Annotated in this window: 11 protein-coding genes; 2 read left to right on the plus strand and 9 right to left on the minus strand. The window is 44.4% G+C overall.

What is annotated here, in order from left to right:
* Window positions 1–341: 341 nt before the first annotated feature.
* The 4 genes from AK822_RS04955 to AK822_RS04970 all read right to left on the minus strand — a co-directional run bounded on the left by AK822_RS04955 (window position 342) and on the right by AK822_RS04970 (window position 6,474).
* Entirely contained in the window at window positions 342–1,439 is a 1,098-nt protein-coding gene (locus AK822_RS04955) for a formate dehydrogenase accessory sulfurtransferase FdhD (RefSeq protein WP_060490781.1), read from the minus strand.
* An 85-nt stretch (window positions 1,440–1,524) separates the two neighbouring features.
* Window positions 1,525–3,897 (minus strand): FdhF/YdeP family oxidoreductase, encoded by a 2,373-nt coding sequence (locus AK822_RS04960; protein WP_060490782.1) that lies wholly within the window; start codon window positions 3,895–3,897, stop codon window positions 1,525–1,527.
* Between the two features lie 232 nt (window positions 3,898–4,129).
* Window positions 4,130–5,098 carry a c-type cytochrome gene (locus AK822_RS04965; protein ID WP_205628061.1) on the minus strand — a complete coding sequence of 323 codons (969 nt, stop codon included), beginning with the start codon at window positions 5,096–5,098 and terminating at the stop codon, window positions 4,130–4,132.
* Window positions 5,098–6,474: a cytochrome c gene (locus tag AK822_RS04970; RefSeq protein ID WP_060490783.1), complete on the minus strand. Its 1,377-nt coding sequence runs from the start codon at window positions 6,472–6,474 to the stop codon at window positions 5,098–5,100. The genes AK822_RS04965 and AK822_RS04970 overlap by 1 nt, the downstream gene beginning before the upstream one ends.
* Before the next feature lie 254 nt (window positions 6,475–6,728).
* Here AK822_RS04970 and AK822_RS04975 point away from each other — a divergent pair, with 254 nt between their 5' ends.
* Together AK822_RS04975 and AK822_RS04980 are read left to right on the plus strand one after the other, a co-directional pair.
* Window positions 6,729–8,834, plus strand: a complete 2,106-nt coding sequence (locus AK822_RS04975; RefSeq protein ID WP_060490784.1) for a PhnD/SsuA/transferrin family substrate-binding protein — start codon at window positions 6,729–6,731, stop codon at window positions 8,832–8,834.
* Between the two features lie 36 nt (window positions 8,835–8,870).
* Window positions 8,871–9,548, plus strand: a complete 678-nt coding sequence (locus AK822_RS04980; RefSeq protein WP_167541667.1) for a response regulator transcription factor — start codon at window positions 8,871–8,873, stop codon at window positions 9,546–9,548.
* Window positions 9,549–9,648: 100 nt separating this feature from the next.
* Here the strand turns inward: AK822_RS04980 and AK822_RS04985 are convergent, their stop codons facing one another.
* The 5 genes from AK822_RS04985 to metG form a co-directional block, all read right to left on the minus strand.
* Window positions 9,649–10,443, minus strand: a complete 795-nt coding sequence (locus tag AK822_RS04985; protein ID WP_045446787.1) for an ABC transporter ATP-binding protein — start codon at window positions 10,441–10,443, stop codon at window positions 9,649–9,651.
* 31 nt (window positions 10,444–10,474) lie between these two features.
* Window positions 10,475–11,374: an ABC transporter permease gene (locus AK822_RS04990; RefSeq protein ID WP_045446789.1), complete on the minus strand. Its 900-nt coding sequence runs from the start codon at window positions 11,372–11,374 to the stop codon at window positions 10,475–10,477.
* 430 nt (window positions 11,375–11,804) lie between these two features.
* The gene (locus AK822_RS04995; RefSeq protein WP_060490785.1) at window positions 11,805–12,845 is read right to left on the minus strand and encodes an ABC transporter substrate-binding protein; all 1,041 of its coding nucleotides are present in this window, start codon (window positions 12,843–12,845) and stop codon (window positions 11,805–11,807) included.
* A gap of 147 nt (window positions 12,846–12,992) precedes the next feature.
* Window positions 12,993–14,045, minus strand: coding sequence for an ABC transporter substrate-binding protein (locus AK822_RS05000; RefSeq protein ID WP_060490786.1), 1,053 nt, complete (start codon window positions 14,043–14,045; stop codon window positions 12,993–12,995).
* A gap of 313 nt (window positions 14,046–14,358) precedes the next feature.
* Complete coding sequence (gene metG, locus AK822_RS05005; RefSeq protein WP_167541668.1) at window positions 14,359–16,470, minus strand: methionine--tRNA ligase; 2,112 nt, start codon at window positions 16,468–16,470, stop codon at window positions 14,359–14,361.
* Window positions 16,471–16,638: the final 168 nt, after the last annotated feature.

Consider the following 16,638-nt stretch of genomic DNA (forward strand, 5'->3'; position numbering starts at 1 on the left):
AAATGCGAATTATCTACTCAATTCTCCTTATTTGACCATAAATTAATGGCTATTCAAAGTATGAAGAGGTCAAATTAAGCCATTGTCAAGCTTAAAAATCAGAGATGGTTCGTCAAAAAACATCATAATTATCAAACACACAACGAAATAATATCTTAATTATTTCGTTGTGTGTTTGATAAAACAAGATAGGGAATAGATAGTGTTTTAAAAAGGCCTTGTGTGAGCGAAAAAGAAGACAATTTATGATCGAAAAATCAGGGTTATATGTCTGTCATTAAAGCGCTGCAAATGAGAGTTTATGAATAAGTGGGCTTCATGAGAGAGTCGAGCATAAAATTTTATAGGTCTGAATAATTCGAATAGTAAGTGACTCTGTTATCACGCAAAAAACCCGCTAATCCTAAGCCATAACGCTCAGCGACACGCACTGCGGTACTGGTAGGTGCAGACATACCGACTAGCCAAGGGATACGCCCACGAATGGATTTTTGTACCAGCTCAATCGATAGGCGTGAGGTCATAAGTACGCAGCTAATCTCTACTTTATTACGCAGTTGCCAACCGATCAGCTTATCAAGCGCATTATGGCGCCCTACATCTTCGAATAGGTATAGCCGCTGATTATACATCGTCGCAGCGGCGTGTACGGCACCGGTCAGTTGGTGCGTATGCTGCATGGCATCGACTTGCTGGCGTATTGCTAATAGACAATCAAGACTTGGTGTATCTGCCTTTTGTCTGTGTTGACGATAGATACTCAAGTCAGGCAGTGCTTGTGTTAGCCCTGTGATGCCGCACATACCACAACCTGTACGCCCTGCTAGCTGGCGTCTTTGCTCTTGGATACGCTGATGACAACGCTGGTTTAGTACTAGCTCCACCACATAAATGTCATAATCTTGCAGTGACGATAAGCTTTGTTCAAATGCTGCAGATTCAAAACTTTCATCCGTAGCATCTCTTATAAATCGTTCCTTTATAAATGAATCTTGCGTGAGATTTTGATAATCTGCAATATCATTCAGTTGGGTAACTTCCCAATCAAGCAGCTCATGACTATGCTGAATTAAGCCTTCGCTAAACAAAAATCCGACGGCTAAATACTCTAGCTGATGAGGGCTTGCCATCAATACCGCATAGTGAATACCATTGATAACGATAGCAACCGCAGCTTCCACTGCTAAGCTGGCTGATTGGCAGTCGATACTGATTTGCTGCATATGGGTCTGTGCAATATTAGTCTTAGCAACACGGGTCTCAATAATGCTGTTAGGGTTATACTTATCTGTCGGATAATGATGCTTTTGCGCCCAATGATTACGTGCAAGCGGCGTTGCAGATGACTCTATAGTTTCTGACGTCTTATCTGTTAGGGTGTTTACCGAAAAATTATCGCTATATTTTTCGTCAGTTTCAGTATCACTTTGGGCAATCATAATACCTCGTTATATCGTATGGTCATTGCCAAAGTTATCATCTCCTTTAAATATATGCATCATTCAATGATCCGCCCGTTGCTGACTATGCGTGATCGGTCGTACCAGCATTTGCTTCAACGCGTTGCAAAACAACGGTCGTCGATTTATACGCTGGTATGTGAGAGTCTGGTGCATGCGTGTCTAAATCAAATAAATCATTACATTCAGGATAATAAGTTGCGACAGCGTTAGCGGCGATATCCATATCAGTCAATACTAACGGCCCTAGCGTGCGTGGCTGAACGGTACCTTCTATGCTATTTGAACCATTTGAGCTGGCATGGCGGGATACTATTACTCTATCACCTGCTTGCCAACCCAAACGAGTCATTTCATCTGGGTGCATAAACAACACATCACGGCGATTGGTTTGGCGATAGCGATCTTCAAATCCGAAAATCATGGTATTAAATTGATCATGGCTACGGACACTGGTCAATTGCCAAATTTTTTGTTCATTGTTTCGCGCATTATTAGTCTTATCATTAGGTTTTTTGTCATGGTGAAAGGCTAAGGTGGTCTCTGTCATTTGTGTTGCGACGTAGGTGATAGGGTATTGTGGTACTTCAAATTGCGCTTTGCCACTGTCAGTATTCCACACACGATGACGCGCAGAATGGTACAAATGAAAGCCACGCTCGGTTTCGCGAATACGCTGATTAAAGTCTTCAAAACCGTCAATCGCTTGGGCGATATAATCACGAACGATGTCAAAGTCTTCACTCATTGCTTGCCAAGGAATGGACGAATCAGCACCAAGCACATAAGTGGCGATATCTGCCACAATTTGTGCTTCAGACTTCAACGTACCGCTGACAGGTTTCAGATTGCCTCGAGTGGGTACAATCTGACACATGGAATCTTCGATAGTGGCAAATTGCTCACCTTTGGCAGTAATAATACGTTCGGTACGACCTAAGCAAGGTAAAATAAGATTGTTCGCGCCCGGATACAGCATAGTTTCATTAAGTTTAGTACCGACAAAAATATTGAGCTGACTGGTGGTCAAAGCTTGCTGAATTGCACTGTTATCAGGTGCTGCCACGGCATAATTACCGCCCATACTCATAAAGACTTTTAGCTTACCGGCAATCAATGCTTTCGCACCAGAGACCACATCAAAGCCATTTTCTTGTGGCATCGGACGTTCAAACACACGCTCAAGGCTGTCTAGTAGCTTTTGTGCAGGGCGCTCATGGATGCCCATAGTACGGTCGCCCTGTACGTTAGAGTGACCACGAACGGGAGACGCGCCTGCGCCATCAATACCAATCATCCCCATCAATAATAATAGGTTGGTAATCATCGCTACATTGTCATCGCCTTGGACGTGCTGAGTGATGCCCATACCCCAGGTGCAAATGGTCGCAGGACTCGCCACTACCAGTTTTGCTATATTAATGATTTCCTCTTTACTGATACCAGACCCGCGTTCCACATCCGGCCATGATTGTTGGCGCAGCCACGCGTCGAGTGCCTCATATCCTGAGGTATGCTCATCGATAAAGCTGTGATTGATTTTATTGTTTTTAGTCAGCCACTTAGCGATACCGGTTAATAGTGCTGCATCGCCGCCGATCTGAATTTGAATGACCTCATCGACCATCTCATCACTTTGACCAGCTGCCATATGCGTGGGCTTTTGCGGATTTCTAAATTTACGTAAGCCTTGTTCGCGCATAGGGTTGATTGAGAGGATTCGACAGCCTTGCTCGTGAGCATGGGCGAGCATCTCCAGCATTCGTGGGTGATTGGTCGCAGGATTTTGTCCAAACATCAATATCAGTTTGGCTTGCTCAAAGTCTTCCAATTTCACGGTCGCTTTGCCAATACCTAACTGTCTACCGAGCATTACCGACGTTGGTTCGTGACACATATTGGAGCAATCTGGCAAATTATTGGTGCCAAAACAGCGCACAAACAGTTGATACATAAAGGCGGGCTCGTTAGTAACACGGCCAGAGGTATAAAATAGCGCCTCATCTGGCGAATCAAGCTGTCCCAACTGCTCAGCGATACATGTATAAGCGGCTTCCCAAGAGATTGGTAAGTAGCGGTCTTGCGCAGCATCATAATATACAGGCTCTGACAAACGACCACTATGCTCAAGCTCATAGCCCGACCAGCCTTGTAATTCGGTGACGCTATGTCGCGCAAAAAACTGCGCATCGGCTTTTTTAGTCATGGTCTCGCTGGCGATGACTTTGATGCCGTTTTCACAGACATCAATGGCTTTATGTGACTTATGATCTGGCCAAGCGCAGCCTGGGCAGTCAAATCCTCCATGAGGCTGATTGCTTTTTAGCACACTTATGCTACCCCGTAAAAAAGTCTGATAATCCATCAGCTTACGAGTAGAGGAAATCAGCGCAGGCCAACCGGCAGCAGGGTGGGAGTAGACAGGAATTTTGCGCATGACAGACCTCATAGTAAATGGCGGTAGCGGACTTTGATATACAGCAACTATATAGTGACGAGCGAGAATTTTGTAGAAGCATTAACTATAGATAACAAAAAAACCTTTAAGAAAAATGTATTTTCTTAAAGGTTTATCGTGTGTATGCTCACTCACAAGCGAGTATAGAATGATGTCTGCTAAGTGAAGTCCGCTTAAGTGAAGTCTTTATAAATACTGTCTTCTTAAGATATCAGTAACGCGCGTCTTTAGGTTTTTTACCATTTGGCCAATCATTGACCTTACCAGCAAAGTCAGGTCGCGGCTGATGAGTAAAGAAGTGCGCTACATCGACGGCATCTTGATCGCTCAGCACATTTCCGTGACCCCATAAGCCTTTGGTCTGAATACCCATCGGCATGTTGTATTTTACAAAGGCCGCCGCCTTATAAGTACGCGCCATACCAGCACCTATATTAAAGGACTCATCGCCCCATAGTGGTGGGAAGACGATATCGCCGCGACTGTCTTTGAGGCCTTCGCCATTATCACCATGACAAGTTGCACATTGAGCTTTATAAATTTGTTCGCCGCGGACAGGATCTGGGATTAGTGATTCATCCACTTTACCTGCATTTTGGATATCGACTTTTTGCTCTTTTGGGGTATTTTGCGATAGCCACTTCATATAAGCCAACATTGCCAGCATTTCAGGTGACTCAGGTTTTAACGGTTTGCCATTCATTGAGCGCTGGAAGCAGCCATTAATACGTTTGGTTAAATCAATTTCCTTACCAGATCGTGGCATCACGCGCGGATAGAAGTTATAACTATTGATGTACGGGTCGCCAAGTGGAATTTTACCTTGTGAGATATGGCAACTGTTACAGTTCATTTGCGCGCCAACGTGCTCTGGGAGTAAGCGCTTGGTTTCGTTTAATAAGCGTTTACCATAAAATATCTCATCAGCATTTGGTTCATCCAAGATAGCCGTATCTTGCGGCAGCACATAAGTGCCGATATCTTCGTTGGCATCATCAGCAGTGACTAAGCCGTACTCAGGCGCATTCTGCTCGATAGGCTCGGGCTGCGAGCAACCACTACTGATAGCAGCGACACTAAACGCTGAAGCAGTAAGGATAGCGGTGGTTAGGTTGCTCATATTGATTTTTTGAGAGATAACGCTAGCAATAGTAGGCAAGTTGAGTGGAGATTTTTTCATTATTCTGCTCCTTTTGTTTGCGCATCAATACTTAAGTCGGGGGCAATATCCGTACTGGTTTTTGGTTTTTTAGCGAGGAAAGCCCGCATTTTTACCACGTCATCGACATCGATTTCAGGCGCTTGGTTGGTCCAGCTATTGCGGACATAATTGACCACTTCTGCCACATCTGCATCGCTAAGATTGCTGAATTCAGGCATAGTAAACGCCATACGGTCATGTGGGGTTTCAGGCATACGACCACCGCTTAAGGTAATCTGTAAGACCGAATCGGCATTGTTAGAATAAACCGCACTATTGCCATCAAGCGCTGGGAAAATACGCGCGACTCCTTTACCATCGACACGGTGACAAATTTGGCAATATTCGGCGTACAAAATCGAACCACGCGAATCATAGTCACCATCTAGTAATTTTTGTGTGGTGAGGTCTTTTTTCGCTGGCAGTGTGGCTTCTTTGTTTGGTGCTGGCGTTAATGTTTTAAGATAGGATGACATGGCGTTGATGTCGTAGTCGGTCATATACTGGGTACTATGCTCAACCACTTCGGCCATGGCACCAAAGGCAGCCGTGGTATCAGTACGCCCAGTTTTGAAGAAGTCATTTAATTCTGCAACCGTCCAAGTGCCAAGTCCGCGATGCTCACCGCGGATACTTTTGGCGCGCCAACCATCGATGATGGCACCGCTCAAATACTTGTTAGAATCTGCATTACTTAGAGCGATTTCTTGAAAGCCAATACCGCGCCCAGTGTGACAAGAGCCGCAGTGCCCAGGACCTTCGATTAAGTATTGACCACGAGTCAATAGTGCGTCGTCTGTCTCAGGGACAAAGTTACGCTTGCGATCAAATAAGACCTGCCAGTATGCCAAAGGCCAGCGCCAGTTTGCTATCGGAGGTAGCTCGCTTTTTAGATTGGCTTGCTTGACGGCTTTGACATCGGACATAAAGAAAGCGTACATCGCGGCTAAGTCTTCGTCTGGCATGAGTTGGTAAGAGGGGTACGGCATAGCAGGGTATAAGGCTTTATTGTCACTGCGTACCCCATGCTTAACAGCGTTTTTAAAGTCGTCGAAACTATAGTTGCCGATGCCAGTTTCTTGATCGGGTGTGATATTGGTCGAATAAATTGCTCCAAGTGGCGTTAGCATAGGCAGACCGCCCGCATAAGTCTCGCCATCGAGCGTGGTATGACACGCGACACAGTCAGCAGTGCGCGCGATATATTCGCCCTGCTTGATGAGAGCAGGATCAGTGATATTTACCTCGATATCGCTACTGCTGGTGCGCATATTTGGCAGTAATTGCCCAATAATAAAGGCAACCACCAGCCCGATGATGGCTGCTATTATTATAATCAGTGGCCATTTTTTCATAAGCCCGCCCTCCATAAGATATTTTTACTAAGCTTATAATTCATCACCCATATTTCATGAGGTGTATTAACCATTCTTATTGAAATCAAAATTGAAATCGAATATTTGTGATTTAAGCTCAGCGAATTAAAAGTTACACAACTGTCATCTAGTATAGGGCGGCGGGTAATATTGTGATATTGTGGAAAACCACATTATAATTAAGGTTTTTACTTATAATGTACGTTTGGTAGGTCAAATATAAGGCTAGGTGTATGCATAAAAAGTCTAAAATTTGGACTATCTTAAAGACCTGTTTTATTACCGTTGTGGCATCGGTTGCTTGGTTGCCGCTATCTAAGGCCACCGCCCAGACCTACTATTTGGGTGTGCTGGCACCGCAAGGCGAAACAGCCGCCCAAAATCGCTGGCAGCCGTGGCTTGACGAGCTTAATGATCAGCTATCAGATGACACCGTGATATTGGTACCTTTGGCGCTGGAGAATTGGCAACAGCAAATAGAGGCACAGCAGTTTGCGCTAGTGCTTGGCCCGCAAGTACAGTTTATAAAAATGAATACCATCAGGTGGCGCTGGCTGGCTACCTTACAAACAGAGACGGCTCAATTAAATAATAATGCGCAAAACGCTCGTGATAGAAGTTCTCGTGATAAAATTTTTAGTAATCAAGGATTTGATGCTGAGGGTGTTAATGGGCAACAATCGCAAAATCAGCTATCGACGACAGTCACCCTCGCCAATGAATTTAATAAACTAAATGAATATACGCCATTAAAACAGCCGAGTGCGATGGAAGAGGTCGCCAGTGCTTTATGGGTCGCTACCGACAGTGATATTTATCGTTTGCAGGATTTGGAGCAACGGCATATTGCTGCCGTCGACACTGACGCATTTGGCGGTTATTTATTGGGCGCACATTTATTACAGCAAAATGGTATCACGCCAAATCACTATCAAACACAGTTTGTCGGTTATCCGATAGAGCGCACTTTGCATGCCTTGGCTAGCGGCAAGGTAGACGCTGCCATTACACCGCTTTGTTTGATGGAGGAGATGGCAAGGCGCGGTCAAATCAATGACAAGCAATACCGTCTCATTCATCCAGTTGCCACTGTATCCAGCTGCCACTCTTCGACGAAAATATACCCAAATTGGACACTGGCAGCGACCGAGCAAGCGCCAGATGCTTTGGTGCGCCAGATCAATCAAAATCTATTTGGCAAGAGTCAAGCAGAGCAGCGTTGGCTGCCAGCAGAATCGAGTAGTGATGCTGAGCGCATCCTTTATGAGATGAATCGCCATCCCGCCCAAAAGCAGCTGAGTGCGCATATGATCGACTGGATAAAGGCGCATCGATTATGGATGGCTGTGATTATTTTGGTTATCCTGATATCGACAGTAAATTATGCTTGGATGAGCTGGCTAGCATGGCGGCGACAAAAAAAGATAGTGCGGCAAAATAGACTAATCCGTGATTATGATCAGCAGTTACACCAATCAGAGCGCTTTGCGGTTATCGGTGAGATGAGCGGTGCTATCGCTCATGAAATCAATCAGCCGCTGGCAACCATTCAAAATTATGCGCAAGGGTTATTGATACGCAGTCAACACGCAAGTTTGTCTAAAAATGCTATCGACATAGCGCCACTTGATAATGCGGCAACAGAGAATGCTCTACAGCAGATTGTCAATGAAACAGAACGTGTCGCTGCTGTGGTGACTAATATCCGCCGCTGGGCTGGACGGTCGCAAGCGAATGAAACTCGTGTCGATATTGCAGCCACCTATCAACAGTGCATCTTATTATTGGGTGAGCAAGCAGTAGGTGTCAATTTTTGGCTGGCAAGTAATTATCAGCATTTAACCTTGCCAAATTTACTATTAGATCAGTTACTGATAAATAGCATGACCAATGCTGCGCAGCAAGGGGCGACCAATATCATGCTCCGCTGTCAGGCAAAAGAACACGATGGCAAGCAATGGTTGGTATTGCATCTAAGCGATGATGCTGGCGGCTTTGATCAAGCCCAGTTGCAGGGGGAGTATTTACCAGAGAACCTACCCAGTCAGTATGCTACTCAATCAACGAAAGCAGACGGTCTAGGCTTAGGACTGATGATATGTCAGCGCTTATGCAAGTCGCTGGGTGGTATGATGCAGCTAAAAAATATTGATGCCGAATGTGAAATTGAGCAAGTTTACCAAGTAATGAGCAGTGAGCAGCGCCGCTTTAAGCGTAGCTTAAATGGTAAAATCCAGCTACTACAAATCAATGCTAACTATCAGCTGTCAAACACGGTGGGCGCACAAATATCTTTTTATCTGCCATTATCTTTAGCGAATAATGACGAAAAACTCTAATGAATATCAACAATGTATTTAGCCATAAGGTCACATATGACGTCTAATCAACTCTCAAATGAGCCTACGTGCTGGCAAGATGAAAGCAGTCATCTGTCTGACGATTTATCAGGCATTACGCCAGAATCGCTTATCATTCATATCATTGATGATGAAGAAGGTGTGCGCATGTCCTGTGATTTTTTGATTAGTAGCTTAGGGCTACCGACCCAAGTGTGGGCAAGTGCGTTGACTTTTTTGCAACAAGTCAATATCTATCGTCCAGCAGTGATTGTGAGTGATTTGATGATGCCAGAGATGAGTGGTCAAGCGCTACAAGTGCACCTTAGTCAACAGGATAGCCCTATGGCATTGATAGCGCTAACTGGAAATGGCGAGATTGCTGATGCTGTCAATATGCTGAAGCAAGGTGCGGCTGACTATCTGGAAAAGCCGATTAATAGCCGCCGGCTACAAGAAGCGCTTGCATGTGCGCAAGACCTCACTCTAAAACGCGCCACGCTTTATGATATTAAAAAGCTCTATGCGCAGCTGACCGATAAAGAAAAGCAGGTTGCCAATGAATTGTTAGAAGGTAATTTGAATAAAAATATCGCCGATCATTTAGACGTTTCTGTCCGTACGGTAGAGGTGCATCGTTCACAAGTGATGAAAAAAATGCAGTCACAACATGTCAGTGAGTTGATTCAAAAGTTAGTATTGCTTGATGCTTAAAAATTAAGACAGTCGTATCAATTAAAGCAGTCATAAAAAAACGCCTGATATTAAACAGACGTTCTATTTTTTCAAGAGTTGAAGAGTTTTGCTAAGTTATTTAACTCAATATCAAGCTATCATCTTCGACTTTTTCGCCGCGCGTTTGCTCAAACATATCAAGTAAGTCATGTACAGTCATGCCTTGACGTTTATCGCCAGCCACATCTAATACCACTTGTCCTTGATGTAACATCACCGTTCTGGTGCCATGCGCCAATGCCTGCTGCATTGAATGCGTGACCATCATCGTTGTAAGCTGATTGTCCGTCACAATCTTATCGGTCAATTCTAAAACGAAAGCAGCAGTCTTAGGGTCGAGGGCAGCAGTGTGCTCATCAAGCAATAAAATTTTGGAAGGTTGCAGTGAAGCCATCAATAGGCTAACAGCTTGACGTTGACCACCGGATAACAGACCCATACGGTCAGTCAAACGATTTTCTAGCCCCAATTTTAATACTGATAATTTTTCGCGAAATAAATCACGGTTATTTTGGTTAAGTGCAAAGCTCAAACCACGTTTGCCGCCGCGCTTATAAGCCAGCGCCATGTTTTCTTCAATGGTCAATGCTTCACAAGTCCCCGCCATCGGGTCTTGAAACACACGTGCCACCCAATGGGCGCGTTGGTGCGCGGTCTTTTTGGTGACATCGATACCATTTAATAAGATTGAGCCGCTATCGACGCGCGTGGTACCACTGACCGCATTTAAAAAGGTTGATTTACCCGCGCCATTGGTACCGATTACGGTGACAAATTCACCATCAGCGATGTTGAGATTGATACCGCGTAGGGCAGGGTTTTCAATGGGCGTTCCAGGATTAAAGGTCAACCGCAAATCTGTAGCTTGCATCATAATAATTATTCCTTATGGTTGCACATTGACATTAAGCCCGAACTTTACGACTTAAAAATTTATTTTTAGCTTTTGGCAAGACCAAGGCAAATACGACGAGTAGCGCTGTAATCAAGTTTAAATCTTGCGGACCAAAACCAATACTACGGAGCGTATCGCTCGATAGCGCCACCTGAATAAATAGCTTGTATAGCACCGCACCGACGACCACGGCAAAGGTAATCAGCCAAATACGCTTGGCAGGAATGATGGTTTCACCAATGATGACCGCTGCTAAACCGATGACAATGGTACCAATACCAATCGAGATATCTGCGCCACCTTGGGTCTGCACAAACAATGCACCTGCTAGAGCAATCAAACCGTTAGAAATCGCCATACCGATGATGGTCATCCATGAGGTATTGATGCCTTGCGCCTGTGCCATGCGGAGGTTTGAGCCAGTCGCCCGCATCGAAAGACCCGTTTCGGTGCTATAGAACCAGTTTAAAAATAACATGGCAGCTATCACCACGACACCAATAATTAGACAGCGCATCCAATAGCCGTTGCCATCCGTGACCAAGGTGCTAAAGACCGTGGTTTCACCCAATAATGGCAAGTTCGGTGCACCCATAATCCGTAAATTGATAGAATATAGTGCGACCATCACCAAGATACTGGCAAGTAGTTGCAGGATGCCAAGCTTGACGTGTAGCCATGCCGTAACAATACCAGCGACAGAACCTGCCAACATACCAAAAGCACAGGCAAGCCATGGGTTGACACCAGCGATGATAGAAATACCAGCGACAGCGCCACCTAGTGGAAAACTACCGTCAGCGGTCAAGTCGGGGAAGTCGAGGGTGCGAAATGAGATCAGCACACCAAGTGCTACTAGGCCATAAATCAGACCGCTTTCAAGTGCACCAAAAAAAGCAATTAAAGACATAAGAGATCAGTAAGTCATAACCAAGCGTTTAGCAACTAACGTTCTAATATCGATTCATAGAATGAGTGCGTGAGATAGATCAGCGCTGTCTCATCTATACGTCAATTTTAGCTAAACGACTAAGCGGTGAATTTAACAGATTAAACAATCTGCGGTTAGGGTAAACCAAAACATGTCACGACCAACAGCTATCATAAGCTACCTAGGTTCAAAGCTTTGATTAAAAAAAGGGCAAATTTAAAAACGACGCAAATACTTTATATTTAATCAATGTGGTTTAAATAAGAAGCCCAGCCTACTGATTCATAGCTGGGTTTCTGATGTTAAATATTTAGCCTCATCGCATAAAGGTAGATGACGGCTGACACCAAATCCATCAAACTCGGTATCTACCTTACGATAGCTGTAATGAGCTAGCTATAAAAGTGCGTTATTCTACCACTTCTTTTGCTTTATCGATAACCGCTTGTGACAAAGTAATGCCTTCTTCTTTGGCATGCTTTGGACTAACATATAGATCCAACATTTGCGGGGTGTAGACAGGAATAGCGCCTGCTTTTTCACCATTTAAAATACGTACCACGATTTTGCCTGTTTCGCGACCAAGCTCGTAGTAATTCACGCCCAATGCAGCAACGGCACCACGCTCAACTGAGCTAGTGTCAGACGCAATCAGTGGAATTTTGCTCTCTTTAGCGACTTGATATAGTGATTCGTAAGCCGATACGACGTTATTATCGGTTGAGGTATAGATCATATCGACCTTACCTTCGAGGCTACGTGCTGCCATCGCAATATCAGTACTACGCTGGGCAGGGGCTTCGAGTACATTGATACCTAGTGGTGTCAGTTTTTCTTTTAAGTTTTTCAAGATAATCGTTGAATTGACTTCGCCTGGGCTATAAACATAGCCGACATTTTTCAGGCTAGGAATGATTTGACGCATCAGCTCAATTTGTGGCTCATAAGGCAGTGCATCAGAGCCGCCAGTGACATTGGTGCCAGAGCCATCTAGTTTTGTCACTAGTTTGGCGGCAACTGGGTCAGTAACTGCTGAGAATACTAAAGGGATACTGCTAGTAGCAGCAGCTACTGACTGCGCTGATGGGGTACCAATCGCAACGATAACGTCTGAATTATCTGCGACGAATTGCTTAGCAATCTGTCCAGCAGTGGCAGTGTTACCTTGTGCACTTTGGAAATTAACCGTTAAGTTTTCACCATCCTTAAAGCCTGCTTCATTAAGCTCGTCGATAACGCCCTTACGGACGTCATCAAGCGCTGGATGTTCGACGATAGCCGTAATAGCAACGGTCTTCATCGCTGTGGCTGCATTGCCAGTCGCAGCTGTATCAGTGGTGCTGGTATCTTGTGCTGATTGATTACAGCCAGTCAAGATGGCAGTACAAACGCCACCTAATAATAGTGCTTTACTAAAGTTAAAATGACCAAAACGATTTTGATACAACATGGGTCTCACTCCTGAAAATAATAATGTGTCCGTACATTATTTAATTTATAGATAAAAGGTATAGATGGGTAAAGGGTAAAGCGAGCCATCAATATAGAAGGCTAAATGTTATTTGTCAGTGCTACTTGTCAGAACTATTTATCCGTATTATTTATCTGCACTCTGCGCTTGTTTGTCGACATTAATGGCATTTTTTAGCAGCTCATCAGTCAGGCTGACGCCTTGCTCAGCCGCATGTTTCGGGCTTGCATATAAGGTTAAAGTATTCATCACTTCAGGCTTAATGCTGCTAACTGCTTCGCCATTTAACACACGATACACCATTTTGCCTGTGGTACGACCGAAATCATAATCATTGACACCAAGCGCCGCAGTCGCACCACGTCGCACACTGAACTCGTCTGAGGCAATGACAGGAATATCAAGCTCATTGGCAGCACCTGCCATCGCTTCAAAGGCGGATACCACATTGTTATCTAGTGAGGTATAAATCACATCAACACGACCAGCAAGGCTACGAGTTGCCATCGCCACATCCGTTGGGCGATTGGCGGTGACGTCTAATATCTTAAGCCCACGCGCAGGCGCAGCTTTTTTCAGTTGATTGAGTACCACCACCGAATTGACTTCACCTGGACTATAAACATAGCCAATGGTTTTTGCATTGGGCGCAATTTTTTGAATATTGTCTAGTTGCGGCTCGATAGGTAGCTCACTAGAAAGTCCTGTCACATTAGATTGGATAGGCGTATTGTTCTCGTTAATGAGCTTTGCTGCGACAGGATCTGAGATAGCCGTATAAATAACCGGAACCGTCTTAGTTGACGCAACGATAGACTGAGCTGATGGCGTCGAGATTGCCACGATGGCATCTGGGTTGTCTCCTGCAAACTGCTTAGCAATCTGACCTGCTGTCGCTGTATTGCCTTGAGCACTTTGAAAATTAATGGTTAGATTTTGGCCTTCAACATAGCCATTATCTGCCAACTCATCAATAATGCCGCGGCGCATCGCATCTAATGATGGATGTTCGACGATTTGAGTGATGGCTAATGTCTTGGCAGGCTTGTCAGAATCTGCGGCGGCACTTGTATCTGTCGTTGCAGCAGTGTCGGTCGTGTTTGAGCAGCCAATTAATCCAAGCGCGGCGCTCATAGCAGCACCGAATAGGCTGAAGCGTAAAGTAGTAGCAAAGGTCATTTTATTGGGGCTCATAGGTTAGAGAGTGCAGGTTACCCGAGTCAATGTTATGTGCATGCTGAGATAACGGGCTAACATCAAAGTAATCAATCCATTGATCATTACGTCCATATTATGACAGTAATGTAACTTATGGCAATAAGAAATTAAAACGCGTTTGTCATTACTTCTATAAAGAACATGCTGAGTCAATATTCATCGATATTATTCTCTATATAAGCACTGATTTTGGCGATTGACCAGTGATAGTTTTGGGACAATAAAAAAGATGCCCAGCTGGACATCTTTTTTGTTTGTTGAGTAAGCCTAACTATTAAGCAAGCACATCGCCAATCACGCAGTTGTCAGGCAAGGTAACCACCGTCAGCTGGGTTTTTGGATTGCCAGTTGATAGCACCATACCTTCTGAGACACCAAACTTCATCTTACGCGGGGCAAGATTGGTCACGCAAATCACCTTTTTATCTAGCAATTGCTCAGGCTCATAAAACTTACGGATGCCGCTAAACACATTGCGAGGTTTGTCTTCGCCAACGTCCAAGGTGAATTGTAAAAGCTTATCTGCGCCTTCGACATGGTTGCAGGCTAAAACGTGAGCGACTTTCATCTCAACTTTGGCAAAGTCTTCGATACCGATATAGTCAGTTTGCTCAGTATTTGTCTCAGCATCTATATCAGCACCAGCTTCTTTTGCGGGCTTATTATCTTTTTTAGCAACGGCTTTGCTAGCCACTGGAGCAGCCGTTTGAGCCAAAGACTCTTTTGACGCCTCAACCATCGCGGCAACGTCTTTTTCTTCGATACGCTGCATCAAAGGTTTGAACTTATTGATTTTATGACCCAGTAGCCATTCATTACGGCTGGCAAAGCTTAAGTCGTCAATGTTCAAAAACTCTTTGGCATTGGCGGTTAGCTCAGGCAATACTGGTGCAAGATAAACCATTAATTGACGGAAGATATTAATCGCGACCGAGCAAACATCTTGAACTTCTTGCTCTGCGCCTTCGACCTTAGCAAGCGCCCATGGTTTTTTCTCATCGATATATTCATTGGCTTTATCAGCACATTGCATAATCAAACGCATGGCGCGAGAAAACTCACGGTTCTCGTAAGCGGCAGCAATCTCATCCCCCGTTTTGGTAATATCTTCTAATAAACTTGGCTCAGCGCAGACTTCTGTGAGCATGCCATCGTACTTTTTGACCAAGAATCCAGCGCTGCGACTGGCGATATTGACCACTTTACCGACTAGATCAGAGTTGACCTTTTGCATGAAATCTTCTAAATCAAGGTTGATATCCTCGACTTTATCAGACAGTTTACTAGCAAAATAATAACGCAAGTATTCAGGATGTAAGTGATCAGCATACGTTTCGGCTTTAATAAAAGTACCGCGTGACTTACTCATTTTTTCGCCATTGACCATCAAGAAGCCATGAGCAAAAACACCCGTTGGTGTACGGAACTCACTACCAGCAAGCATAGCAGGCCAAAATAGCGCATGGAAATAAACGATGTCTTTACCGATGAAGTGATACACCTCGGTTTTATGCTCGTTTTCTTGCATCCAATAACGGTCGAAATCAAGCGCCTCGTTTGTACCTGCGCGTTTATCGCACAGGTTTTTGAAGCTCGCCATGTAACCGACCGGTGCATCTAGCCATACATAAAAATATTTGTCTGGCTCATCGCTTGGGGTATCTGGAATCTGAAAACCAAAGTAGGGCGCATCACGGGAAATGTCCCACGTTGCCAGACCTGCTTCAAACCATTCTTGTAGTTTATTGGCGACCGATGTTTGCAAGCGATTGTCACTACGCGTCCAATCTTTCAAGAATTGCTCAAATTCAGGCAAATTAAAGAAGTAGTGCTTGGAGGTTTTTAGAATAGGCGTGGCATCTGATAACGTTGAATGCGGGTCTTTAAGATCCGTTGCATCATAGGTCGTACCGCAAACTTCACAGTTATCGCCGTATTGGTCTGCCGCTGCGCATTCAGGGCAAGTACCCTTGACAAAACGATCGGCTAAAAACAACTGTTTTTCAGGGTCAAATAGTTGTTCGACATCTTTGGTACTAATATGCCCAGCATCATTCAAGCGACGATAAATCAGCTCAGAAAAATGCTTGTTTTCTTCTGAGTGCGTGGAGTGATAATTGTCAAAGTTAATCAAAAATTTGGCAAAGTCCGCTTCATGCGACGCTTTCACTGCGGCAATTTGCTCTTCTGGAGTTACGCCATTTTCTTCAGCTTTTAACATGATACCAGTACCATGAGCATCATCGGCACAGACATAGGTGACTTGATGACCTTGTGCTTTCATCGCACGCACCCAAACGTCAGTCTGTACATGTTCTAAAAGATGGCCTAAATGAAGATCGCCATTGGCATAAGGAAGAGCACTGGTTACTAGAATCTCACGCACTTTTATCACCTATATTTTTATATAAACGGGTTGGTTATCAAACGTCTTAAGCGGTTTTGAGCTATTAGACGCGATACTATTAATATCAAACTATCAATGCTAAAACGTATTAAGCAAATAAAAATTTAAAAAAGTGTGCCTATGATACCGTAATTCAGCCAAATTTGT

The organism is Psychrobacter sp. P11F6, assembly GCF_001435295.1.
Lineage (GTDB): Bacteria > Pseudomonadota > Gammaproteobacteria > Pseudomonadales > Moraxellaceae > Psychrobacter.

Excerpts from the sequence above, each read along its gene's own strand:
- AK822_RS04955 (WP_060490781.1), bottom strand. The coding sequence starts at position 1,439 with ATGATTGCCCAAAGTGATACTGAAACTGACGAAAAATATAGCGATAAT.
- AK822_RS04960 (WP_060490782.1), bottom strand. The coding sequence starts at position 3,897 with ATGCGCAAAATTCCTGTCTACTCCCACCCTGCTGCCGGTTGGCCTGCG.
- AK822_RS04965 (WP_205628061.1), bottom strand. The coding sequence starts at position 5,098 with ATGAAAAAATCTCCACTCAACTTGCCTACTATTGCTAGCGTTATCTCT.
- AK822_RS04970 (WP_060490783.1), bottom strand. The coding sequence starts at position 6,474 with ATGAAAAAATGGCCACTGATTATAATAATAGCAGCCATCATCGGGCTG.
- AK822_RS04975 (WP_060490784.1), top strand. The coding sequence starts at position 6,729 with ATGCATAAAAAGTCTAAAATTTGGACTATCTTAAAGACCTGTTTTATT.
- AK822_RS04980 (WP_167541667.1), top strand. The coding sequence starts at position 8,871 with ATGACGTCTAATCAACTCTCAAATGAGCCTACGTGCTGGCAAGATGAA.
- AK822_RS04985 (WP_045446787.1), bottom strand. The coding sequence starts at position 10,443 with ATGATGCAAGCTACAGATTTGCGGTTGACCTTTAATCCTGGAACGCCC.
- AK822_RS04990 (WP_045446789.1), bottom strand. The coding sequence starts at position 11,374 with ATGTCTTTAATTGCTTTTTTTGGTGCACTTGAAAGCGGTCTGATTTAT.
- AK822_RS04995 (WP_060490785.1), bottom strand. The coding sequence starts at position 12,845 with ATGTTGTATCAAAATCGTTTTGGTCATTTTAACTTTAGTAAAGCACTA.
- AK822_RS05000 (WP_060490786.1), bottom strand. The coding sequence starts at position 14,045 with ATGACCTTTGCTACTACTTTACGCTTCAGCCTATTCGGTGCTGCTATG.